Origin of the sequence: Pigmentiphaga soli, assembly GCF_039541095.1 — a bacterium.
Lineage (GTDB): Bacteria > Pseudomonadota > Gammaproteobacteria > Burkholderiales > Burkholderiaceae_B > Pigmentiphaga > Pigmentiphaga soli.
Genome location: NZ_BAABFO010000001.1, coordinates 421,752 through 445,302 on the forward strand (window position 1 = coordinate 421,752; position 23,551 = coordinate 445,302).

19 protein-coding genes are annotated in these 23,551 nt (G+C 70.2%); 6 read left to right on the top strand and 13 right to left on the bottom strand.

All coding sequences use genetic code 11. From position 1 onward, the window contains the following. Nucleotides 1–8 precede the first annotated feature (8 nt). Nucleotides 9–1,595 carry a gamma-glutamyltransferase gene (ggt, locus tag ABD927_RS02065; protein ID WP_345245799.1) on the top strand — a complete coding sequence of 529 codons (1,587 nt, stop codon included), beginning with the start codon at nt 9–11 and terminating at the stop codon, nt 1,593–1,595. Between the two features lie 51 nt (nt 1,596–1,646). Continuing rightward, entirely contained in the window at nt 1,647–2,651 is a 1,005-nt protein-coding gene (locus ABD927_RS02070) for an EamA family transporter (protein WP_345245801.1), read from the top strand. Between the two features lie 40 nt (nt 2,652–2,691). Here the strand turns inward: ABD927_RS02070 and hpxZ are convergent, their stop codons facing one another. Genes hpxZ through atzD form a run of 8 tightly spaced genes read right to left on the bottom strand, consistent with a single transcriptional unit; the run spans nt 2,692 to nt 10,195 of the window. After that, a complete protein-coding gene (hpxZ, locus tag ABD927_RS02075) occupies nt 2,692–3,078 on the bottom strand; it encodes an oxalurate catabolism protein HpxZ (RefSeq protein ID WP_345245802.1) in 387 nt (128 codons plus the stop codon). Nucleotides 3,079–3,101: 23 nt separating this feature from the next. Next, nucleotides 3,102–3,869 (bottom strand): ABC transporter permease, encoded by a 768-nt coding sequence (locus ABD927_RS02080; RefSeq protein ID WP_345245804.1) that lies wholly within the window; start codon nt 3,867–3,869, stop codon nt 3,102–3,104. Further along, a complete protein-coding gene (locus ABD927_RS02085; protein WP_345245806.1) occupies nt 3,866–4,717 on the bottom strand; it encodes an ABC transporter ATP-binding protein in 852 nt (283 codons plus the stop codon). Before ABD927_RS02085 ends, ABD927_RS02080 begins: the two co-directional genes overlap by 4 nt. 4 nt (nt 4,718–4,721) lie before the next feature. Then, nucleotides 4,722–5,702 (bottom strand): ABC transporter substrate-binding protein, encoded by a 981-nt coding sequence (locus tag ABD927_RS02090; protein ID WP_345245808.1) that lies wholly within the window; start codon nt 5,700–5,702, stop codon nt 4,722–4,724. Between the two features lie 11 nt (nt 5,703–5,713). Further along, nucleotides 5,714–6,235 carry a VOC family protein gene (locus tag ABD927_RS02095; RefSeq protein WP_345245810.1) on the bottom strand — a complete coding sequence of 174 codons (522 nt, stop codon included), beginning with the start codon at nt 6,233–6,235 and terminating at the stop codon, nt 5,714–5,716. A 10-nt stretch (nt 6,236–6,245) separates the two neighbouring features. Then, nucleotides 6,246–7,478, bottom strand: a complete 1,233-nt coding sequence (locus ABD927_RS02100) for an FAD-dependent monooxygenase (protein WP_345245812.1) — start codon at nt 7,476–7,478, stop codon at nt 6,246–6,248. Nucleotides 7,479–7,524: 46 nt separating this feature from the next. Continuing rightward, complete coding sequence (locus tag ABD927_RS02105) at nt 7,525–8,967, bottom strand: amidase (RefSeq protein ID WP_345245814.1); 1,443 nt, start codon at nt 8,965–8,967, stop codon at nt 7,525–7,527. Nucleotides 8,968–8,983: 16 nt separating this feature from the next. Beyond that, entirely contained in the window at nt 8,984–10,195 is a 1,212-nt protein-coding gene (atzD, locus tag ABD927_RS02110) for a cyanuric acid amidohydrolase (protein WP_345245816.1), read from the bottom strand. 313 nt (nt 10,196–10,508) lie between these two features. Between atzD and ABD927_RS02115 the strand changes: the two genes are divergently transcribed. After that, the gene (locus ABD927_RS02115; RefSeq protein WP_345245818.1) at nt 10,509–11,483 is read left to right on the top strand and encodes a Bug family tripartite tricarboxylate transporter substrate binding protein; all 975 of its coding nucleotides are present in this window, start codon (nt 10,509–10,511) and stop codon (nt 11,481–11,483) included. Between the two features lie 100 nt (nt 11,484–11,583). After that, nucleotides 11,584–13,545, top strand: coding sequence for a choline BCCT transporter BetT (gene betT / locus ABD927_RS02120; protein ID WP_345245820.1), 1,962 nt, complete (start codon nt 11,584–11,586; stop codon nt 13,543–13,545). Between the two features lie 34 nt (nt 13,546–13,579). Here the strand turns inward: betT and ABD927_RS02125 are convergent, their stop codons facing one another. Continuing rightward, on the bottom strand, nt 13,580–14,656 hold the full coding sequence (locus tag ABD927_RS02125; RefSeq protein WP_345245822.1) for a serine hydrolase: 1,077 nt from the start codon (nt 14,654–14,656) through the stop codon (nt 13,580–13,582). After that, entirely contained in the window at nt 14,568–15,785 is a 1,218-nt protein-coding gene (locus tag ABD927_RS02130) for a serine hydrolase (RefSeq protein WP_345245824.1), read from the bottom strand. Before ABD927_RS02130 ends, ABD927_RS02125 begins: the two co-directional genes overlap by 89 nt. Before the next feature lie 311 nt (nt 15,786–16,096). Here ABD927_RS02130 and nudC point away from each other — a divergent pair, with 311 nt between their 5' ends. Next, nucleotides 16,097–17,041, top strand: a complete 945-nt coding sequence (gene nudC, locus ABD927_RS02135) for an NAD(+) diphosphatase (RefSeq protein WP_345245825.1) — start codon at nt 16,097–16,099, stop codon at nt 17,039–17,041. 147 nt (nt 17,042–17,188) lie between these two features. Here the strand turns inward: nudC and ABD927_RS02140 are convergent, their stop codons facing one another. Then, entirely contained in the window at nt 17,189–18,736 is a 1,548-nt protein-coding gene (locus ABD927_RS02140; RefSeq protein ID WP_345245826.1) for a glucan biosynthesis protein G, read from the bottom strand. A 400-nt stretch (nt 18,737–19,136) separates the two neighbouring features. On the opposite strand from ABD927_RS02140, the gene bglX reads away from it, so the two are divergent. After that, nucleotides 19,137–21,431 carry a beta-glucosidase BglX gene (bglX, locus tag ABD927_RS02145; RefSeq protein ID WP_345245828.1) on the top strand — a complete coding sequence of 765 codons (2,295 nt, stop codon included), beginning with the start codon at nt 19,137–19,139 and terminating at the stop codon, nt 21,429–21,431. Between the two features lie 51 nt (nt 21,432–21,482). On the opposite strand, the gene ABD927_RS02150 is transcribed toward bglX, so the two are convergent. Beyond that, complete coding sequence (locus ABD927_RS02150) at nt 21,483–22,472, bottom strand: Bug family tripartite tricarboxylate transporter substrate binding protein (protein ID WP_345245830.1); 990 nt, start codon at nt 22,470–22,472, stop codon at nt 21,483–21,485. Nucleotides 22,473–22,560: 88 nt separating this feature from the next. Next, on the bottom strand, nt 22,561–23,541 hold the full coding sequence (locus ABD927_RS02155) for an alpha/beta hydrolase (protein ID WP_345245832.1): 981 nt from the start codon (nt 23,539–23,541) through the stop codon (nt 22,561–22,563). Between the last annotated feature and the right edge of the window lie 10 nt (nt 23,542–23,551).

A 23,551-nucleotide genomic window follows, 5' to 3' on the forward strand; every position in this document is an offset into this window, starting at 1 on the left:
GGAAGTCAGTGAGCTACCAGGAACACTTGTCGCGGCCCGTCGTGTTCGCGGCGCACGGCATGGCGTCCACCGGGCATCCGCTGGCCAGCCAGGCGGCGCTCGGCGTGCTGCAGCGGGGCGGCAGCGCGATGGACGCGGCGGTCGCCGCCTCGGCCGTGCTCGCCGTGGTCGATCCTGCGGCCAGCGGCATCGGCGGCGACGGTTTCTACACGTATTTCGACGCCGCCTCCGGCCGCCTGGAAGTGCTCAACGGCTGCGGGCGGACGGGGCGGTCGACCGATCCCGGCCGGTTCGTGGCCGGGATTCCCGCGTCCGGGCCGCTTTCGGCCACCGTGCCGGGGCTGGTGCTGGCCTGGGAGGACGCGCTGGCCCGGCACGGCCGGCGGACGCTGGCCGAGCTGTTGGCGACGGCGGTCTACTACGCCAAGCACGGCTTCCCGGTGTCGACCCGGGTCGCCGCCGCCTTCCGCCGCAAAGCCGAACTGCTCGACCGCTACCCGGCGGCGCGGCAGGCCTACCGGCCCCGGGGCGACTGGCCCCGTCCGGGCGAGATCCTGTGCCTGCCCGACCTCGCCCGCGGCCTGGAGGACATTGCCCGCGACGGCGCCGCCGTGTTCTATACGGGCTGGATCGCCGAGGCGATCGCCGGCGGGCTCGGCGCCGACGGCGGCATGCTGGCGCTGGACGACTTCGCCGAGCACCGCTCCGACATCGGCGCGCCGCTGATGGGCAGCTACCGCGGCTACGACGTGGCGGTGCAGCAGCCGCCCACCATGGCGTCGCTGCTGCTGCAGCAGCTCAAGCTGGTTGAGGCGATGGGCGCGGCAAGCCCGGACTGGGATGCGCCGGACTTCGTGCACCTGATGATCGAGGCGAAGAAGGCGTCGTTCGCCGACATGGACGCCTACCTGACCGATCCCACCCACAGCGGCCGCGCGCCGGCGGAATTTCTCGACCCCGCCTATATCGCCGAACGCAGCCGCGCGCTGTCGCTGCAGACTGCGGCGCGCTACCGGCCAGGCAGCGGCAGCCGGCTCGGCCACACCACTTACCTGGCGGTGGCCGACCGCGACGGCAACCTGGTGTCGTGGATCCAGAGCGTGTTCGGCGAATTCGGTTCGTGCTGGATGGCGCCGGGCACCGGCTTCGTGCTCAACAACCGCATGTACGGATTTTCGGCCGACCCCGGCCACATCAACCGGCTGGCGCCGGGCAAGCGCACCGCGCACACGCTGCTGGCGCCGATGCTGCTCAAACAGGGGCGGCCGGTGATGGCGCTGGGTACGCCCGGCGACTACGGCCAGACCCAGTCCAACCTGCAGATGATCACGCACTTCGTCGACCATGGCATGGACGTGCAGCAGATGATCGACGCGCCGCGCTGGCGCAGCCTGGAAGACCTCGACGTGGCCATCGAGAGCCGCTTCGCCGCCGCCACGATCGGCGAGCTCGGCCGGCGCGGCCACCGGATGAAGCCGGTGCAGGCGTGGACCGACCTGATGGGCGGGGCGCAGGCCATCGCCATCGACCCGCACAGCGGCTGCTTCATGGGCGCGGCCGACCCGCGCCGCGAAGGCTGCGCGATCGGCTGGTAGCCGCCGGCGCCCGGCCTGCCGCGCCTATCGACCCACGTTCCGGAACCTATCATGATCCTGCCGGCGATACTGGCCTTCCTGGCCGCGGTGACCTTTGCCGCCAACAATGCGACGCTGCGCCGCGGCGTGGTCCACGGCACGCTGGCGCAGGCCATGGCCGTCACGCTGCTGCTGGGCCTGGCGCTGATCTGGATCGCGCTGGCGGCCTGCGGCGGGCTGCCGCTGCTGGGCGTCTTTCCGGCCCGCTCGGTCGCCCTGTTCGCCGCGGCCGGGCTGCTGCATTTCGCCTTCGGCCGCTACTGCAACTACCGCGCCACCAGGGCGATGGGAGCGGTGCTGGTGGGGCCGGTGCAGCAGACCAGCGTGCTGGTCACGCTGGTGCTGGCCATCGCGCTGCTGGGCGAGACCCTCACGCCGCTGCATGCGGCGGGCATCCTGCTGATCCTGGCCGCGCCGATGCTGGCGGTGAAGAACGCCAACGGGCCGGCCTGGCTGGCGTGGGCGCGCCGGCCGCGCGGCGGCGGGCCGGTGGCCGCGGTGGCGATCACGGCACCGGGCCAGGGCGCGGCGCCGGCCGGCGCGTTCCGGCCGCAGCTGGCCGAGGGCTATTTCTTCGCCTCGCTGTCGGCGCTGGCCTTCGGCGCCAGCCCCATTCTCGTGCGCGAGGGCATGATCGAGGGCAGCGGCATGGCGGGCGGGCTGGCGGGGGCGGCGGTGGCCTATTCGGCCGCCACGCTGGCGGTGGCGGGTTATCTGGCGCTGCCGGGCCGCGGCCGGGGCGCGCTGGCGATCTCGCGCCCGGCGCTGGGCTGGTACGCGATGACCGGCCTGATGGCCGCGGCCTCGCAGGTGTTCGTCTACATGGCGCTGGCCATCGCGCCGGCTTCGCTCGTGGTGCCGATCCAGCGCACCTCGATCGTCATGCGCGTGGGCCTGGCCAAGCTGCTGAACCCCGAGCTGGAGTCGTTCGACGGCCGCATCGTGCTGGCGACCGTCGCTTCGCTGGCCGGCGCCGTCGCGCTGTCGGTCGATCCTGACTGGTTCAGGGCGCCGTGACGCGCAGGCCCGGCGCGACCACGCCTGAAGCGGCCCGCCGCTAGCCCTTCATCAGGCTCACGTGCGCGGCCACCACCCGCCAGCCTTCGGCGAAGCGGATCCACGTTTGCGACTGGCGGCCGATGGCCGCGACCCCGGCGCGGCGGAACTCGATGTTGGCCACCGCGGCGCCGGTGCCGAAAGTGGTGATCGAGCGCGCCGTGATCGTGCGCGCCAGGTTGTCGGCCGGGCGGCCGGCGCGGAAGTCCCGGATGGCGCGGTAGCCGTACAGGTTCTCGCCGGCGCCGTAGCGCAGCGTGTAGTCGGCGTCTCGGAACAGGCGGTCGAGCACCGGCACGTCGTTGCTGACCAGCGCGCGTTCGTATTCGTCGAACGCCGCCTCGACCTCGGCCAGTACGGAGGGGATGTTGATGTCGGGATCCTGCATGATGCCTTTGTCGTCGTGGTTGTTTACTTGCCGCCCCAGTGCACGAAGCGGCGTTCGGTCAGGATGAAGGCCAGGTTCATCACATAGCCCAGCAGGCCCGCGGCGAAGATCGACGCGTACATGTCGGGCATTTCGAACACCATCTGCGCGTTCATGATGCGCTGGCCCAGGCCGTCGGTGGAGCCGATGAACATCTCGGCCACGATCACGATCACCAGCGCCAGCGACACCCCCGAGCGCATGCCCACGAACACCTGCGGCATCGATTCGAGCAGGATGACGTCGGTCAGGATGCGGTGGCGCGGCGCGCCCATCACCTTGGCGGCCAGCTGGCGCTGCTTGCGCGCGCCCATCACGCCGTAGGCCACGTTGAACAGGATCACCAGCGCCGCGCCGAAGGCGGCCACCGCGATCTTGGTCTTCTCGCCCACGCCGAAGATCACCAGGAACAGCGGGAACATGGCCGAGGCCGGCGTGGAGCGGAAGAAGTCGATCGCGAATTCGATCGACTCGTACAGCTTCTGCGACGAGCCCAGCACCACGCCCAGCGGCACCGCCACCACCAGCGCCAGCGCGAACGACGACAGCGTGCGCACGATGGTCTTCCAGAAATCGGCGCCCAGCGTGCCCTGCGCCAGGCCGTGCCAGAAGGCCTGCAGCGCCTCCAGCGGCGACGGCAGCAGGACCGGATCGATCATGTGGGCGGCGTGGATGCCCGCCCAGACGGCGATCAGCGCGATCACGCCGACCAGCGGGCGCAGCCGGGCGCTCCAGAGCGTGGATGGATTCATTTGCGGACCTCCCGCTGAAAGACTTCGAGTGCCCGCGTCTTGACGCGGATGAATTCGGGCGTGACGGTGGTGTCGGCGGTGCGCGGGCGCGGCGCGTCGAAATCCAGCCGTTCGGCCACGTGGGTCGGGCGCTTGCTCAGCAGCAGCACCTCGTCGGCCAGCAGCACGGCCTCGTCCAGGTCGTGCGACACCAGCAGCGTGGTCACCTGCCTTTCGGTCAGCACCTTCTGCAGCCGGCCGCGCAGGAACAGGACCATCTCGTAGTCGAGCGCCGAGAACGGTTCGTCGAGGAACAGCACCTCGGGGTCGACCACCAGCGCGCGCATGATGGATACCAGCTGCTGCTGGCCTCCCGACATCTGGTACGGATAGCGGTTGAGGTCGAACTGCACCTCGAAGCTTTCCACCAGGCGGTCGAGCCGTTCCTGCCGCTCGCCCTTGGGAATGCCGAGGTATTGCAGCGGGTAGCGGATGTTGTCGATCGCGCGCAGCCACGGGAACACCGCCTCTCGGTAGTTCTGGAACACGTAGCCGATGCGCGTGTCGCGCGCCTCCTTGCCTTCGAACAGGATCTGCCCGCGGTCGTAGGGCATGATGCCCGAGATCATGTTGATCAGCGTGCTCTTGCCGCAGCCGTTGGGGCCGAAGACCGACACGATCTTGCCCTTCGGGATGTCGAGGTCGAAGCTGTCGTACAGCGTGCTGCCTTCGAAGCGCTTGGTCAGGCCGCGGATGGTGATGTGGGTGCCGGGGGCGTACCAGCGGTGCGCGCCCGGGCCGGCTTGGGCGGCGGGCGGCGGCGCGGCAGGCGCCGACAGGTCGACGGATTTCAGATGAGCGGCGCGCATGGGATCAGTACTTCTTCAGGAAGGTCTTGACGTCGATCTTGTCCTTGACCACGCCAAGGTCGGTGCCGATGTCGACGAATTTCTGGAAGGCGGCCACGTCGGACGGCTGCATGTCGGACACCATCACCAGCTTGGCCAGCGGCACGGTGGGCGCCAGCGCGGCCGGGGTGTTCATGTCCTTGGCCAGGTATTCGCGCACCGACGGATCGTCGTTGGCCTCTTTCAGCCCCTTGGCCCAGGCCTGCGCGAAGCGTCTGGCCACGTCCGGGCGCTCGCTCATCAGGCGGCCCGACAGCGCGCAGCCGGCGGCGAACGACAGCGCGTTCTTGTCGCCCAGCAGGTAGGTGGAGATCACGCCGGCTTCCAGCCGGCGCCCGGCGCCCTGGGCGATGATGCTGCTGGCGATCGGCTCCAGCGTGTAGCCGGCGTCGAAGGTGCCGGCCTGCAGCGCGCCCAGGTGCACGCTGAGCTGCTGTTCCTGGATGCTGTAGTCCTTGCCTTCTTCCAGGCCGACCGTCTTGAGCACCGCGCGCGCAGCGCCGATGTTGGCCGGGCCGGGCGCCGAGAAGATCTTGGCGCCTTTCAGGTCTTTCAGCGTCTTGGCCGGGCTGCTGCTCTTGACCACGAATTGCTCGGTGATGTACTTGGCGTTCTGGCCGTTCAGCGCGATGTAGCTCAGCGTATTGGGGCGGCGCGCGTTGATGTTGGCGCCTTCCAGCGTCACCAGGTTGGAGGCGGCATCGATGTTGCCTGCCACGATGGCCTGCACGATCAGCGGATGCGAGGTCAGCGGCACGGTTTCCACGTCGATGCCCACTTCCTTGAAGTAGCCCCGGTGCAGCGCGACGAAATAAGGCAGCGACGAGCTGGACGGGAAGACGCCGACCTTGACGAGGTCGGCGGCGGCCGCCGGCGCGGCGCCCGCGGCGCCGGCGATCAGTGCGGCGGCTCCCACGAGGGCGGAGAATGCAAAGCGGAATTTCATGGCGGCAATCCTCACGAAGCGATGGTCAGGGTCAGGTTGGGATAGGTCGAGGCGTCGAAGAAATCGTCGCCGGCCACGTAGCGGCGGCCGGGCGACATGTCGGGCTCGGGGCCGTCCTCGACGGCGCCTTCGAAGGTCATTTCGAGCTGCACGCCGCTCGGGTCGTACACGAACAGCTGCCACAGCGTGGTGCCCGGCACGATGAATTCGCGCCAGGCCAGGCCGGCGGCGCGCACGCGCGCCACGTAGGCGTTGAAGCCGCTGCACGACAGCGAGACGTGGTCGATGGCGGCGGTACCGCGCGGCGCCGTGCCCGACGGGCCGAGCGCCGGGCCGCCGGCGTACACGTGGATGATGGCCTGCCCGCCCGGCTGGCCACAGGCCAGCCACGCGCCGGGGTAGCCGAAGTCGGGCCGCGCGATCTCGCGCAGGCCGACGATGCGGGTCCAGAAGGCGCGGGTCGCATCCAGGTCGGCCGTCTTGATGGCCAGGTGGAACAGGCCGTGGGTCAGGGCGCCGTCGTCGTGTGCCATGTGCGCCTCCTCAGCCCGCCACCGGCTCGGCGGCCGGCGTTGCGCTCGCGTCGCCCAGCGCCACGTCGCGGTACAGGCGCGCCAGGTCGGCCAGGAAGGGCGGCTCGGTCTTCCAGCGGGTGCCGGCCACCGGGTCGGCGCCGGCCAGCAGGGTGTCGGTGGCCGCTACCGACAGCGCCATCACGAAGCGCACGCGTTCCAGGCGCGCCGCTTCGATCGTGGCCAGCCAGGCGCGTACGTCCCAGCTGCCGGCGCGGATCTCGCGTTCCAGGATGAGCGCCGCGGCACAGGCGTCTTCCATCGCCTGGGTGGCGCCCTGGCCCAGCGTGGGCACCATGCCGTGGGCGCTGTCGCCCAGGTAAAGCACGCCGGCGTCGGGCTCGGCGAAACGCGGCTCGGATTCCTGCACGCGCGCCCAGTGGCTGTCGGCCAGCGCGCCGCAGAAGGCGTCCAGCAGCCATTGCATCTGCGCGCTGAGCGGCTTGCCGCTGGTGGGCTGCCAGGCGGCGCGCACCACGGCTTCGGTGCTCCATTCGGGCCGCACCGGCGCGCCGGGTTCGGTCGGGAAGGTGGCGGCGATGTAGACGTGGCCGGGCTTGACGCGGAAGGCCAGCAGGCGATGGTCGCCGTTGAACCATTGGCCGTAGTCGTCGATCAGCCCGCCGCTGCTGTCTTCGACCAGCGCCCGGCCGATAGCCGCCCCAATGTGGTGCGGCTCGGGTGCGCCGGAAAAGGCGGCGCGGACGTCGGAATAACGGCCGTCGCAGCCTACCAGCAGGTCGATGCCGTCCATGCGATATGCCTGGCTGCCCTGGGTCCACTCGACTACGGTGCACCCCGGGCGGGCCGGATCGCGGCCGATCCCCGTAATGGTGCATCCATAACGGATCGCGGTGCCCGCGGCGGTCCGCAGCACGCGATAGAGTTCTGACCAGCGGATACGGATGCCGGGGTTGTCGGCCACCTGCGGCAGCGGCAGGTCGGCCAGCACGGTGCCGTCGGCCAGCGACGTGGTCCAGCGGTTCCAGGGCAGGCTGGCCGCCTCCACCTCGGCCGCCAGGGCCGGATCGGCGCGGCGCAGCGCCTTGATGGCGTTGGGGCCCACGTTCAGGCCGGTGCCGGCTTCGGCATGGTCGCCGAGGCCGACGCGCTCCAGACAAAGCAGTTCGATGCCGGGCAGGCCGTGCAGACGGTGGGCGAGGATGGCGCCCGCGACGCCGGCGCCGATGATGACGATCTTCATAGTGATTCGATCCCCTGCAAGTTCCTTGCCATGTTGGTGTGTGCTATCAAATGGGTGGCGGTGCAAACTTGGCGTCGAGATCGGCCAGGGCCGGGCGGCGATGCCGCCAGGGCTGGGCCGATTCCCAGTCGCGCCCCAGCGCGCACAGTCGGTCGTCGCTGCCGCGCGGGCCGACCAGTTGCAGGCCGACCGGCAATCCGCCGGCCGCCGGCTCGGCCGGCAGCGCCAGCCCGGGCAGGCCGCAGGCATTGGCGAACGCGGTGAATACCGCGTGGCCGCGCGGGCCCGCAGGCCGGCCGTCGATGCGGTCCGGGTGGGGCTGGGCCGCCGGCCATGGCAGCGCGGCGGCGGCCGGCGTCAGCAGCGCGTCGCAACGGGAGAACAGGGCGCCGACGGCATCGCGCAGCCTTGCCACGCACTGCCGGGCCGCGGGCAGCGCGGCGGCCGGCAGCGCGCGGCCGGCGTCCCACATGGCGGCCATCTCCGGCGTCAGCGCGTCGCGCAGCGCGGTTTCGCCCAGCCGCGCGGCCAGCGGCGCCAGCATGGCGGCCAGGCCGCCGGCGCTGATCGCCGGCCAGGCCTCGCGGTTGAAGCGGTCGATTGCCGCCGGCGCATCCTCTTCGGCCACTTCGTGGCCCATCGCGCACAGCCGTTCGGCGGCGGCGTCGATGCTGGTCAGCACCTGCGCATCGACCGGGCCGCCGGCCACGTGGCGCCAGTAGACGATGCGACCGGGTGCGCGCAGCGGCGCCGGCGCGGGCGCCGCCGGGCCGATCACGGCCAGCAGCCGCAGCAGGTCGTCCATCGTGCGGGCGATGGGGCCGATCACCTCCATGCCGGGCAAGATCTCGGGCAAGCCATCGGCGCGCGGCACCCGGCCCCGGCTCGGCTTGAGCCCGGCCAGCCCGGTGTGCGAACACGGCCGCCGGATCGAGCCGCCGCCGTCGGTGGCCAACGCCACCGGCCCGATGCCGGCCGCCACCGCGGCCGCCGCGCCGCCGCTCGAACCGCCCGGCGTCAATTCCGGGTTCCACGGGTTGCGGGTGACGCCGGCCAGCCGGCTGGCGGTGTAGCCCAGCAGCGTGAATTCCGGTACGTTGGTCTTGCCCAGCAGCACCGCGCCGGCCTCGCGCAGCCGGCGCACCGGCAGTTCGTCCACCGCGGGCACGTGGTCCGCGTACAGCAGGCTGCCCCAGCGGCACGGCAGGCCGGCCACCGGAATGTTGTCCTTGACGGTCAGCGGCACGCCATCCATCGGCGACAGCGGCCGGCCCGCCCGCCAGCGCGCCTCGCTGGCCTTCGCCGCCGCCAGCGCGCCGTCTTCGTCCCACACAGCGATGGCGTTGATCCGGGGCTCCACCGCCGCGCGCCGTTCAGCGATGCTGCGCACCGCGTCCACCGGCGACAGCGCCCCAGCCGCATAGGCGGCGCACAGCTCGCCCGCGCTCAACTCCCACGGCGCCGCACCCCCCCGCTCGGAATCCTTCATCCCAACCCCCATCGCCCTATCCCGGGCGCCGCGGATCCGGCTTTGCCGGTCCGCCGGCGCCGCCCCTTGAGGGGGGCGGCCGAAGGCCGCTTGGGGTGGTCCCTATCACTGCGATCAGGCCGCCGCCGTCCGGGCCTTGGTGCTCGGCGCCGCCCGAGACAAAGATCCGTCCATCGCCCAGCACGCCGGCCACCAGGCCGCCCACCGCGCCGCGCACGTGGCGCTGGGCGTTGATGTCGGTGTCTTCCAGCATCGTGTGGCGCTGGCCGCGGATGGCGCCGCGGCGGTCCGGTTCGCATTTGACGAAGGCGGCCGCGATGCGGGCGCGGTCGGCCGCCGGCACCTGCAGCGCCGGTGCGATGCCCAGCGGCGCCAGCGCCGCGCCCACGGCGTCGATGTCGAGCGCGTCGCGCATCGGCGCGGTGGCCATCCGCAGCGGGCCGCTCCAGGCCGGGCTGTGGCCCAGCACGATCACTTCGTCGGCCTCGACCTCGACGCCGGACGACACGCTGGCGCGGTCGCAATGGATATCGAAATCGGCCAGCAGCGCCGCTTCCAGCGCCGGATCGTCGGGCAGCTCGCGCAGCGCCAGCGCCGCACCGAAGGCGCCGGCGGCGCGCGCATAGGCCATCGAGCGGCCCGGGTCGGCGCTGACCACGCCGTGGCCCGCGGCCAGCGCGGCCTGCGCGCGGGCGGAGGTGATGCAGGGGCACTTGACCTGAACGAAGGCGACGTCCTCGGGCCGTTCGATGCGGGCATCGGCCATCGCGGCGCGCACGGCGGCGGCGACCGAGCGCACGTGCGTCCAGCGGCCCAGTGCGTGCGCCGGCAGCGGCGCGCCGACGGCAGTGCCGATGGCCAGCGCGCCGCCGGCGTCGGCGGCACCGCCCGCCCGCGCCGGCCCGCGCGAGAACACCACGTAATGCGGGCTCAGCACGCCTTCGGTGCCGCCCGACAGCACGCACGGCACCGTGCGCAGCAGCTCGGCCGCGGGGCGCCCGGTGCGGGCGGCCAGCAGGTGCATCAGCGTCTGGGTGAAGAAGCCGCGGGTGAAGTCGTTGATGCCGCCGTTGCCCTCGGTCTTGCCGATCACCGCCACGACCTGCTCCGGCGGCACGGCGCCGGCGTCGAACAATCCGGCCAAGGCCGACAGGTCGCCAGGATGGGCCATCGGCAGCCGGTCGACGCGCAGCCGCAGGCGGGGAGCGGGGGAGGTGGAAGCGTTCATGGATGCTGCACTGCAAGAAGACGATTGCAGTATGGACAGCCCCCCTGAGATCGCCTAGTTCAATGTTTATCTCGGAGCGAGAGCAAAATGTGTGCAGTCCGTCATGGCCCCAGGTGCCGTTCAGCATCGAGTAAATCGATAGCAGCATCCCCAAAAAGTATTTTTCCGGAATATGGGGAGTCAGGTAAGTTGCCCGGCAGCAGCGCCGGCTCGCAAAAAAAGCGACACGGCCCCTCGGGGCCGATGAAGCAGGCCGGCCTGCTGTCCTGTCCGCAATTCAATAACGATACCGGCACGGAGAAGGAGACAAATCATGCTGCGGTTCAAACATCTGCTCGGTACGCTATGCCTGGTCCCCGCGCTCGCGGCTCACGCCGCCGGCGCCGACGGCTATCCCTCGAAGCCCGTCAAGATCGTCATCGGCTCTACCGCCGGCGGTCCCACCGACACGGTGGCCCGCGTGGTGGCCGACCACCTGGCCCGGCGCCTCGGCCAGCCCTTCGTGGTCGAGATCCGCTCCGGCGCCGGCGGCACCATCGGCGGCGCCTACGTGGCCAAGGCCGCGCCCGACGGCTACACGCTGGGCGTGGCGGTGCAGGGCACGCACGCGGTGGCGCCCTACCTGTATCCCAACGTGGGCTACGACCCGGTCAACGATTTCGTCGACATCATCCGGCTGGTCGACACGCCGCTGCTGATGACGGTCAATCCGTCGTCGCCGTTCAAGACGGTGGCCGACGTGGTGGACTACGCGCGCGCCAATCCCGGCAGGCTCAACTTCGCCACCGGCGGCGTCGGCTCGTCGCCGCACATGTCGATGGAGCTGCTCAAGAAGGCGGCCAAGATAGATATGACGCCGATCCACTACAAGGGCGACTCCGCCGCGCTGGTCGACGTGCTCAGCGGGCAGGTGGGGGTGATGACCTCCAACATCGTGGGGCCGCTGTCCTATGTGCAGAACGGCAAGCTGCGGCCGGTGGCGGTCACCAGCCTGAAGCGCTCGCCGCTGCTGCCCGACGTTCCCACCATCGCCGAGTCGGGCTATCCGGGCTTCGAGGTGATCACCTGGTTCGGGCTGGTGGGCCCGGCCAAGACGCCCAAGGCCATCGTCGACAGGCTCAACCAGGAAACCAGGATCGTGCTGGGCGATCCCGCCGTCCAGGCCCAGTTCGCCAAGCTCGGTTTCGAGGTAGTGCCCGACACGCCGGAGCAGTTCGCGCAATTCATGCGCGACGAAAACGTCAAGTACGGCGGCCTGATCAAGGAGCTCGGCCTGAAGCTGGAGTGACGCGCCGCCGCCCCGCGGACCCGGCACGCGCGCTTCGCGGGCGCCGAGAGCGGCTGTTTCCATGGTACTAATTGCATGGAGACAGAATCAGGAGCGCGCCTTGAAATTGCCGGCCTCGACCGTCAACCCACCCGTTTTCTTCCTGTCCGCGGCATTCGTCCTCGCCCTCGTGCTGCTCGCCTTCGCGGCGCCGGGCGCGACGAAGTCGGTGTTCGATGCCATCCAGGCCTGGATCCTCGCCACAGCCAGCTGGTTCTACGTGCTGACGGTGGCGGTGATACTGCTGGCCGTCGTATTCGCCGCTGTCAGCCGCTACGGCGACATCAAGCTGGGCCCCGACCACAGCCAGCCCGACTATCGCGACCTGACGTGGTTCGCCATGCTGTTCTCGACCGGCATGGGCATCGGCCTGATGTTCTTCGGCGTGGCCGAGCCGGTCATGCACTTCATCCAGCCGCCCGTGGGCGAGGGCGGCACCGTGGCGGCCGCGCGCGAGGCGATGAAGATCACCTTCTTCCATTGGGGCCTGCATGCGTGGGCCATCTACGCGGTCGTCGGCCTGATCCTGGCTTTTTTCAGCTATCGCCACGGCCTGCCGCTGACGCTGCGCTCGGCCCTCTATCCCCTGATCGGCGAGCGCATCAACGGCCCGATCGGGCATGCCGTCGACATCTTCGCGATCATCGGCACCGTGCTCGGCGTGGCCACCTCGCTGGGCCTGGGCGTGGCCCAGATCAACAGCGGGCTGCACCATCTGTTCGGGGTGCCGGTGAGCGTCCCGGTCCAGATCCTGCTGATCGTCGTCGCCTGCGGGCTGGCCACGCTCTCGGTCGCCAGCGGGCTGGACCGCGGCATCCGGATCCTGTCCGAGCTCAACCTCGGGCTGGCGGTGCTGCTGTTGCTGTTCGTGCTGGCGCTGGGGCCGACGGTATTCCTGCTGCAGACCTTCGTGCAGAACACCGGCGCGTATCTGTCCGACCTCGTGTACAAGACGTTCAACCTGTATGCATACCAGCCCAACGACTGGATCGGCGGCTGGACGCTGTTCTATTGGGGCTGGTGGATCGCCTGGTCGCCGTTCGTCGGGCTGTTCATCGCCCGCATCTCGCGCGGCCGCACGATACGCGAGTTCGTGCGCGGCGTGCTGCTGGTGCCCGCCGGGTTCACGCTGCTGTGGATGACCGTGTTCGGCGATACGGCCATCCATTTCATCCTGCTCGAGGGCATGCGCGACTTCGCCGGCGTGGTCGACGCCGACAGCTCGCTGGCGCTGTTCGCCTTTCTCGAGCGCCTGCCGCTGGCCGGGGCGACCTCGATCGTGGCCATCGCCATGGTGCTGGTCTTCTTCGTCACCTCGGCCGATTCGGGGGCCCTGGTGGTGGATCTGCTCGCCTCAGGCGGCGCGGAGCAGTCGCCCGTCTGGCAGCGCGTGTTCTGGTCGCTGCTGATGGGCACGGTGGCCATCGCGCTGTTGCTGGCCGACGGGCTCGACGCCTTGCAGACCGCCACCATCGCCAGCGCGCTGCCGTTCTCGTTCATCTTGTTGCTGGCGCTGTGGGGCTTGTTCAAGGCGCTCAAGCTAGACGCCACCAAGCGCCGCATCCGCTACCAGGCGATCGCCCGCACGCAGCCGGGCACGGGCCAGCCGTGGCAGCGGCGATTGCGCAATATCGTGATGATGCCCGACCTGCCGCACGTGCAGCGCTTCGTCGCCGACGTGGTGCTGCCGGCCATGCGCGACGTCGCCGCCGAACTGGGCAGGCAGGGCTACGAGGTGTCGGTTCGCGGCCCGGGCGAGGACGGCGACGTCGCGCTCGAAGTGGCGCACCAGGGCCAGTACCTCGATTTTTCGTATGCCGTCCATCCGGTGGCCGAACTGCGGCCGGGCCTGACGCCCGAGGAGTCGCGGCACGAAGACGAACGGCGTTACTTCCGCGCCGAGGTCCACCTGCGCGAGGGCGGGCAGGACTACGACATCATGGGCTGGAGCCGGGAGGAGGTCATCGGCGACATCCTCGACCAGTACGAACGCCACCGCCACTATCTGCACATGGTGCATTGACCGCGGCGGGACGGCCGGCGGCGGCGCGATCCCGTCACCTGTCGCCGCGCCCGTCGTTGTCGCCGCCGTTCAGCAGCGCCTGGGCGATCGCCCGCCCGACGCGCTCGAACGTTCGCCCGGCCTGCGTGGCTTCGTCCAGGTCCTGCGCGCAGGCGGCGACCACGATGGCCCCGTGCTCGCCGCGCTGCGGGTCGATCACGCCCATGTGGCAGGCGCGCCGGTATTGCGTGCCCGTCTTGTGGATGAAGCGCACCGTGCGCGGCAGGCCGGCTTCGAGCCGGTAGGCGTCGTAGCTGTCGTACTTCATGTAGCCGTATAGCAGCCGCATGTGGTCGGCGGAGACGAGCTTGCCGCGCACCAGCTGCTCCAGCATGTCGCCGTAGGCCTCCAGCGTGGCCGAATTGAGTTCGCGCGCGTAGTAGCGGCCGTAGGCCTCGTCCAGCGTCGGCACCCGCAGTTCATCGCGCTCGAGCGAGGTCATGCGCAGGAAGGCCGCGACCCGCTGCGGTCCGATGGGCGCGGCGGCCAGCTTGACCAGGTCGAGGTTGGACAGCTTGCGGGCGTCGGGATGCAGTTCCGAATAGACCGCGTAGCGCACCTCGGCCAGGCTGGTCAGCTGCCTGAAGCCGCGCCGGCCGAGGTAGTCCCGCGCGCGCCGGTTCAGCGTGTCTTCGCCGATCACGCGCACCAGCATGTTGGCGGCGGTGTTGTCGCTCTGCATCAGCATGTTCTCGAGCAGCTCGTCCACGCTGTAGCGGGTGCCGGTCTCCTGCCAGACCAGCTTGCCGGAGCCGTCCACGCGGTCGCCGTCCTGCAGCGTCGCCTTCTCGTCCAGCCGGTGGCGGCCGTCCTCCACTTCCTGCAGCACGGCCAGCGCGATCGGCACCTTTTCCGACGAACCCAGGTACCACATCCTGCCGGACTGGTAGGCCATGCGCTTGCCGTCTTCCAGGCGCTTGACGTAGACGCCGATCTGCCCGGGCGAGTCGCGGTCGATCTGCGCGATGCGTTCTTCCAGCGCGTCAGTCCAGTCGGCGGCCCGGGCCGGGCTGGCGGCCAGCAGCGCCAGGCTGCACAGCAGAAGCAGGCACGGGCGGTTCGGTGTGTCCATGGTGGTCCTCGTCGGCAAGCAGGCCGGAGCGGCCGATGGCTTCGCCCACTTCCTTCAGCGATTGCTCCAGCCGCGCCGTGGGAAGGTCGCCGCGCGTGCAGGCCGCCACGACGACGCGCCGGCCGCCCGCGGCGCGCGAGCCGATGATGCCGGCGTCGCAGATGCGCGCGCGTTGCGTGCCCGTCTTGTGGGCGAAGGGCGCCGATTTCGGCAGGCCGGCCTTGATGCGCCGCGCGCCGGTCTGCGCGCGCTGCATGACCTGCAGCAGATAGGCGGTGCCGGACGGGCCGAGAATCTCGCCGCGCGCCAGCTTCACCAGCAGTTCGCCGTAGGCATCGAGCCGGGCCGAATTGAGCCCGGTGGCGTAATAGGCCGCATAGGCCTGGGCCAGGCTGCGCGTGCCGAACGACGCGGCCGGCACCGACAGCAGCCCGGCCAGCGCCTGCAGGCGCCGGGCGTCGCTGCCCTGGCGCTGGAGCACCACGAAGTCGCGGCCCGACAGGTGCACGGCGGCCGGCGTCAGCTCGCCGTAGATGCGCCGGCGCACGTCGGCCAGGCGAGTGATGGCGCCGAATCCGGCCGGCACGGTTTCCTGCGCCAGCGCGTTGACGGCGTCGATGCCGACCAGGCCGATCAGCATGTCGCTGGCGGTGTTGTCGCTGTAGATCATCATCTGCTCGAGCAGGGTGCGCACGGTGAATACCGCGCCGGGCTCGAAGCCGTTGGTGGGGCCGGCGCCGTCCACGTAGTCGTCGGCGCGCAGGGTCAGGTTGGTGTCGAGGAAATGCTCGCCGTGCTCGGCCGATCGCAGCACGGCCAGCGCCACCGGCAGCTTGACCATGGAGGCCAGGTACCAGCTTTCCTCGGCGTGGTAGGAGGCCGAGACGTCGCTTTCCAGGTCGCGCACGTAGACGCCGAGGTCGGCCGTGGTGCGGCCGTCGGCCCGTTCGAGCTCGGCCAGCAGCCGGGCCGGCCAGGCGGGCGAGGGCGCGGCGGAAGACGATACCGCCGGCCTTGCGCCGGCCGTGGCCGCCGCGGACGCGGAAGGCGAGGCCGCAGGCGTGGCAGGCTGGGCAGCCGCCGAAGGCGCGGCCAGGACGACGGACAGACGCGCGAACCAGCGCCGCATCGCTGCGGCCGGCGGGGAGGGCCGGCAGCGTGGTGCCGGCGCGGCGGGAAGGGCGCTCGTGGCGGGATGTGGCTGGCTCATCTTCGTAGGACCGGCGTGCCCGCGCAGGTTGCGCCGGCGCCGGTAACCGGATGTGGCGGGCAGTCGGCTCGCAAGCTGCGTGCCCGGCGGCAATCGCCGGCGCCACGGCCCGGCTGCGCGGCGCCGGCCGGAGAGCCACCGGCAGCCTCTTCGCTGGCCTAGAATGGAGCGCGGGCGCACCGCGCCCGGCGCGGCTTGATCCGCGTCCGACCCGAATCCAGAGACCGACTGTGCCCACTTTCGACCGCTCCGCCACCATCGGCTTCGGCCTCAATCCCCTGAACCGCCTGTCCGAAAAGCGCCACGACGAAGCCTTCGTCGCGGCGCGGCGGCGCGATCCGTCCACCCGCTTCATGGCCTTCGTGGGCGATACGCCCGTGCTGGACAAGAGCAGCGGCGAACTCGACCCGCTGTTCCAGGCCGGTCAGCTGGCCGCGCTGGGCGAGCCGGTGCGCGATGTCTTCCTCGGCCAGGATCCGCAGGGCAGAGCGCTGTTCGCCGTCGCCTACGCCGCCGGGCTGGCGGATGCCGCGGCGGCGCTGCCGGACCTGCAATTGACCGACCTGCGCTCGGTGGCGATGCGCGGCCTGTTCCGGCCCGACGTGCTGGGCGAGCTGGGCGGCGCCAAGGCCATCCTGCACTGGCACCAGCGGCACGGCTTCTGCGCCAACTGCGGCGCGGCCAGCGCCATGGCTTCGGCCGGCTGGCGGCGCGATTGCCCGGCCTGCGGCGCGCAGCACTTCCCGCGGGTGGACCCGGTGGTCATCATGCTGGCGGTGGACGGCGAGCGCTGCCTGCTGGGCCGCCAGCCCCGCTTCGCGCCGGGGATGTACTCGGCGCTGGCCGGCTTCCTGGAGCCGGGCGAAACCATCGAAGACGCGGTGCGGCGCGAGATCCTGGAAGAGTCGGGCGTGCCCTGCGCCGACGTGCGCTATTTCGCCTCGCAGCCCTGGCCTTTCCCGTCGTCGCTGATGATCGGCTGCTTCGCCCGCGCGCTGGATACGCGGATCGTGGTCGACACCACCGAACTGGAAGACGCGCGCTGGTTCACGCGCGAGGAAGCGGCGCAGATGCTGGCCGGCACGCATCCGGCCGGGCTATCGGCGCCCAAGCCCTATGCGATCGCGCATCACCTGCTGAAAGCCTTCGCGGAGGATGGACCAGCGCTGCTCTAGGACGGGATGACCCCCCACCGTGCGCGCAGGACCGCGTCGCACGAACCTCCCGCCATCCAGGACGCCGCGGATCCGGCTCTGCCGGTCCGCCGGCGTCGCCCCTCGAGGAGCGCGCGAAGCGCGTAGGGGTGGGCTTACCCAGCGGGCTTAATCCGTCAACGTGTTGGGCGGCAGCTGGTAGCTCCAGGTCTCGCTCAGCGGCTTGTCGCCTTGCACCAGCGCGGCGCGCATTTCGACCGGCTTCTTGCGGTCCTTGATCTTTACCCGCAGGCTCAGCCGCCAGCCTTTGATGACGGGGTTGCGCACCAGCACGGTGTCGAGCAGCTCGGCGTTGTCGTTGACGCTGACCTGCGCGTTGACCGCGGCGTCGGGCGGCAGCCTGGCCAGCGCCGGCCCTTCGAAATCCACCAGCAGCCCCATGCTGCCGTCGAAATGGCGGATCAGATTGGCCTGCAGGATCTCGCCCGGCGTGCGCATGGTCTGCTTGACCCAGGCCACGTTCGGATCGATCAGCGCCGGCTCGTTCATCGTCCAGTGCATGCGGTAGTCGGCGCGCAGCGGCTGGCCCGGCGGCGGCAACTGGTCGGGCGTCCAGAATGCGACGATGTTGTCGTTGGTCTCGTCGGGCGTGGGAATCTCCACCAATTCGATCTGCCCCTGGCCCCAGTCGCCCTGCGGTTCGATCCATGCGCTGGGGCGCAGGTCGTAGCGATCCTTCAAATCTTCATAGCGCGAGAATTCGCGCCCGCGCTGCAACAGGCCGAAGCCCCGCGGGTTGCGGACCCGGAAGGTGCTGATGGCAAGATCGTGCGGGTTGTTCAGCGGCCGCCACAGCCATTCGCCGTCGCCGGTGTGGATCGACAGCCCGTTCGAGTCGTGCAGCGCCGGCCGGAAGTTGTAGGTGGCCGACTGCTGGCTGGGGCCGAACAGGAACATGCTGGTGAGCGGCGCCACGCCCAGCACGTTCACCTTGCCGCGCAGGAAGACCCGCGCCTGCACGTCGACGATGGCGTCTTCGCCCGGCCGCAGCACGAAGCGGTAGGCGCCGGTGGCGCGCGGCGAATCCATCAGCGCGTAGATGGTCAGCTGGCGGTCCTGCGGCTGCGGCCGCTCGATCCAGAACTCGCGAAAGGCCGGGAATTCCTCGGCCGTCGGCAGCCCGGTGTCGATCGCCAGCCCGCGCGACGACAGCCCGTACACCTGGCCCTTGCCGATCACGCGGAAATAGCTGGCGCCCAGCAGGCTCATGATCTCGTCGAGCTTGCCGGGCTGGTTGATGGGATACAGCACGCGGAAGCCCGCGTAGCCCAGCCGGCTGGTGGCCTGCCGGTCGAACGACAGGTCGCCGAAATCGAAGCGGTCGGGGTCGTAGCGGATCTCGTGCGCGGCGCCATCGACGATTTCGTTGATCTTCACCGGCGTGTTGAACTGCATGCCCTGGTGATAGAAGCTCAGCTTGAACGGCGTGTCGAGGTCGTGCCATTCGACCTTGTCGCGCCGCGGCTGGATCTTCTGGTAATCGGCGAACTGCATCTTGCTGAACACCGGCGGCAGGTTGCTGGCCGGCGCCGCGTAGGGCGAGGCGGCCAGCGTCCTGGCGCGGGCCGTCACGTCGTCGAGCGAGAACGCGCCGGCCTGCGCGCAATACAGCAGCGCGGCGGCGGGAAGCAGGGCCGCCAGGAGCGCCGGCATCATGCGACAGAGAGTGGCTTTTACGGCATCGAGCACCACGAAAACTCCCGAAAGAAAACGAAAACGAAACGCCAAAAGAAACAACGGAAAGCGACGGCCGCAGGCCGCCGACGGCATATGGACTGTCTCGGGTCCGGAGGGTTCTGCTTTGCTGGAAACGGATGGCAACGCCGCCGCGCCGGCCCATCGCGGCGCGCCTGCGCAGGGCGCGTTGTCCGGGCCGGCCAATACACAGTACACTTCGGCGTGCGATTTTCCCGGGCTCGTGCGGCACGCAGCGGGCCCGACAACACGACGGATCATCGAGGCACGGAAGTCGACGACGGCTGGAGACGGCGGTGCGCCCGGAATTTTAACCGGTAGATCCGCCCGGAACCATTTCCCAGCCCGAGACGCCCTCCTGATGAGAATCCTCCCCCTGCTGGCCGTATGCGCCGGCCTCGCGGTTTCCTCGGTCCAGGCCGGCCCCAGGCCGATGCCGGCCGAAAGCAAAGACGCCTTCATCGCCCGCCTCATGGCGCAGATGACGCTCGACGAAAAAATCGGCCAGCTGCGGCTGATCAGCATCGGCCCCGACATGACGCACGAGCAGATCAACAAGGAGATCGCGGCCGGCCGCATCGGCGGCACTTTCAATTCCGTCACCCGCGGCGAGAACCGCCCGATGCAGGATGCCGCCGTCAAGCACAGCCGGCTGGGCATTCCGATGTTCTTCGCCTACGACGTGGTGCACGGCCATCGCACCGTGTTCCCGATCAGCCTGGCGCAGGCTTCGAGCTGGGACATGCAGGCCATCGCGCTGGCGGCGCGCACGTCGGCCATCGAGGCCAGCGCCGACAGCCTCGACATGACCTTCGCGCCGATGGTCGACATCTCGCGCGATCCGCGCTGGGGCCGCACCTCCGAGGGTTTCGGCGAAGACCCCTACCTCGTTTCCGAGATCGCCAAGGTTACCGTGCGCGCGCTGCAAGGCAGCTCGCCTGCCGCGCCCGACAGCCTGATGGCCAGCGTCAAGCACTTCGCGCTGTACGGCGCGGTGGAAGGCGGCCGCGACTACAACATCGTCGACATGAGCCCGATGCGGATGTACCAGGACTACCTGCCGCCGTACCGCGCCGCCATCGATGCCGGCGCCGGCGGCGTGATGGTCGCGCTCAACACCGTCAACGGCATCCCGGCCAGCGCCAACACCTGGCTGATGCAAGACCTGCTGCGCAAGGACTGGGGCTTCAAGGGCGTGGCCGTGAGCGACCACGGCGCGATCGAGGAACTCACGCGCCACGGCGTGGCCAAGGATGGCCGCGAGGCTGCCAGGCTCGCCATCAAGGCCGGCATCGACATGAGCATGGCCGACACGCTCTACCTGAAGGAGCTGCCCGGCCTGGTGAAATCCGGCGATGTTCCGATGGGCGACATCGACAACGCCGTGCGCGAGGTGCTTGGCGCCAAATACGACATGGGCCTGTTCGACGATCCCTACCGCCGCATCGGCGCGGCCAAGGACGATCCGCCCGACGTCAACGCCGAAAGTCGCCTGCACCGCGCCGCCGCGCGCGACGTGGCGCGCCGTTCGCAAGTACTGCTGGAGAACCGCGACGGCACGCTGCCGCTGAAAAAGGGCGGCACCATCGCGCTGGTCGGCCCGCTGGCCGATTCCAGGGTCGACATGATGGGCAGCTGGTCGGCCGCCGGCGTGCCGGAACAGTCCGTCACATTGCTCGAAGGCCTGCGCGACGCGCTGGGGGATCGCGGCAAGGTGGTCTACGCGCGCGGCGCCAACGTGACCGACGACCAGGCCATCGTCGACTATCTGAACTTCCTGAACTGGGACAAGCCTGAGGTGGAGCAGGACCCGCGCCCGGCGGGCGACATGATCGCCGAAGCCGTCGAGGCCGCCCGCCGCGCCGACGTGGTGGTGGCCGCGGTGGGCGAGTCGCGCGGCATGTCGCACGAGTCGTCCAGCCGCACCAGCCTGTTCATTCCCGGCAGTCAGCGCGAGCTGCTGAAGGCGCTCAAGACCACCGGCAAGCCGCTGGTGATCGTGCTGATGAACGGCCGGCCGCTGGACCTGAACTGGGAGCGCGCCAACGCCGATGCGCTGCTGGAGACCTGGTACGCCGGCACCGAGGCCGGCCATGCGATCGCCGACGTGCTGTTCGGCGACTACAACCCGTCCGGCAAGCTGCCGATCTCCTTTCCGCGTTCGGTGGGGCAGATCCCGACCTACTACAATCATCTGCGCCTGGGCCGCCCCTTCACGCCCGGCAAGCCCGGCAACTACACCTCTCAATACTTCGAAGAGAAGACCGACCCGCTGTACCCCTTCGGCTACGGGCTGAGCTATACCAGCTTCAGCGTGTCCGGCATCACGCTGTCGGCGCCGTCGATGCCGCGCGGCGGCAGGATCCAGGCCAGCGTGACCGTGAAGAATACCGGCCCGCGCGATGGCGAGACGGTGGTGCAGCTCTACATCCGCGACGTGGCCGCGTCGGTGGTGCGGCCGGTGAAGGAGCTCAAGGGCTTTCGCAAGGTGGCGCTGAAGGCCGGCGAATCGAGGGTGATCCGCTTCGACGTCGACGAAGCCATGCTCAAGTTCTTCAACGCGAAGCTGGAATACGCGGCCGAGCCCGGCGACTTCGACGTGCAGATCGGGCTGGATTCCGAAGCGGTGAAGAGCGCGCGGTTCGAGCTGCTGTAGCGGCTGGGCGGTCCTCCGGGGCAGGGTTCGCGCCCGCCCCTGCCACACGGGCTATTGCCGGGCGAGACCCAACTGCTTCAGCAGCTTGGAATACAGGTCCACCTCGCCGTCGGCCACCTGCTTGAAGCGGGCGTTGTCCATAGGGCTCACGGCCAGCCCCATGCCCAGGAACTTCTCGCGCGCCGCGGGCGTCTCCAGGTACTTCTGCGAGGCTGCGGCGATGCGGTCCAGCACGTCCTGCGGCGTGCCCTTGGGCGCCATCAGGCCGATCCACGACGCGATGTCGAAATCCTTCAGCTCGGTCACCTCGGCGATCGCCGGCACGTCGGGCATCGCCGCGCTGCGGTCCTTCGACGAAATGGCATAGGCCCTGACCTTGCCCGCCTTCACCTGGCCGGCGACCGAGGCCACGGTGTCGAACATATAGTCCACCCGCCCGGTCACCAGATCGGTCATCGCCGCCGAACTGCCCTTGTACGGCACGTGGGTGGCCTGGATGCCGTAGCCCAGGTTGAAGGCCTCGGCCATCAGATGCGTGGCCGAACCGTTGCCCGACGACGCGAAGCTGTACTTGCCGGGGTTCTTCTTCAGCAGAGCGATCAGCTCCTGGACGTTCTTCGCCGGGAAGGAGGTGGCCGTGATCAGGATGGACGGGCTCTTGGCGATCATCGCCGCCGGTACGAAATCGTCGGCCGTGTAGTTGGTCTCGTTCAGCAGAGGGCTGACCACCACCGAGCCGGTGGAGCCGGCCAGCAGCGTATAGCCGTCGGCCGGCGCGCGCGCCACCGCCGCGCTGCCCACCGCGCCGCCGGCGCCGGGCTTGTTGGTGATGAAGAAGGACTTGCCCATGGCCGTGGTCAGGTGCTCCGTCAGCGCGCGGGCGGCAATGTCGGTAGCCTGGCCCGGCGTCCACGGCACCACCACTTCCACCGGCTTGGCGGGGTAGGCGCCGCCGCCGCCGGCTGCGTGCGCGGCCAGCGGCAGCAGGCCGGCGAGCAGGGCAGGGGCGGCGAAGCGTTTCAACAGGCGTTGCGATGCCATTTCAGTCTCCTTTGTCGATTCGTTGCTTGTTCGTCGAGCGAGGTCGTTCCGATGCGAGGGCTGCGGCCCGCGCCGCCGGGTTTGTCTTCTAGGTCGGCGCCGTTCCCCATCGGGCACGAAGGAAGCGCGCGCTGCGGGCAATGGCGTCCAGCGCCTCGGGCACGTCCTTGCTGCGCGTGGCGAAGCCGTGGATCTGGCCGTCGTAGCAGTAGTGGTCGACCCGCACGCCAGCCTTCGCCATGCGGCGTGCGTAAGCCTGGCCCTCGTCGCGCAGCGGATCGAAACCCGCGGTCACGACCAGCGTGGGCGGCAGGCGCGACAGGTCCGGGCACAGCAGCGGCGAGGCGCGCCAGTCGCGGCGCTGCGCGGCGTCGGTGAAGTACAGCGAGGCGTAGTAGTCGAGCGCGCGGCGCGTCAGCACGTAGCCTTCGGCGCATTCGGTCCGGCTGGGATGGTCGCGCGACTGGTCGGCCACCGGATACAGCAGCAGCTGTGCAACGATGGGCGGCGCCAGGCCCGCCAGGGTCAGCGCGGCCACAGTGGCCAGGTTGGCGCCGGCGCTATCCCCGCCCACCGCCAGCCGCTCCGGATCGATGCCCAGCGGCAGCGCATGGCGGAACGCCCACGACACCGCGTCGACCGCATCGGTGACCGCCGCGGGGAAAGGATGCTCCGGCGCCAGCCGGTAATCGACCGCGATCACGGAGGCGTCCAGCGTCACGCTCAGCTGCCGGCAGAAAACGTCATGGCTCTCCAGATCACCCTGGATGAAGCCGCCGCCGTGGAAATACACCAGGCAGGGCTGTGGCTGCGCCGTGTCGCGCGCCCGGTAATGCCGCACCCGCAGCGGCGCGGTGTCGCGGTCGACGACGTGGTCGGCCACATGCCGCACGGCCGGGGCCTCGGGTTGCTGGAGTTCGCGTGCCCGGCGCGAATTCTCGCGCGCCTGGACGACGGGAATGGCGTGTACCGGCGGCAGGCCCAGGCTGCGGGCCTGGTCGATCAGGGCCTGCGCGCTGGGGTCGAGCCGCCGGGCGGTCCAGTCCGGCGTTGCTGCGGGATCCTGCATGGGTTTCCTC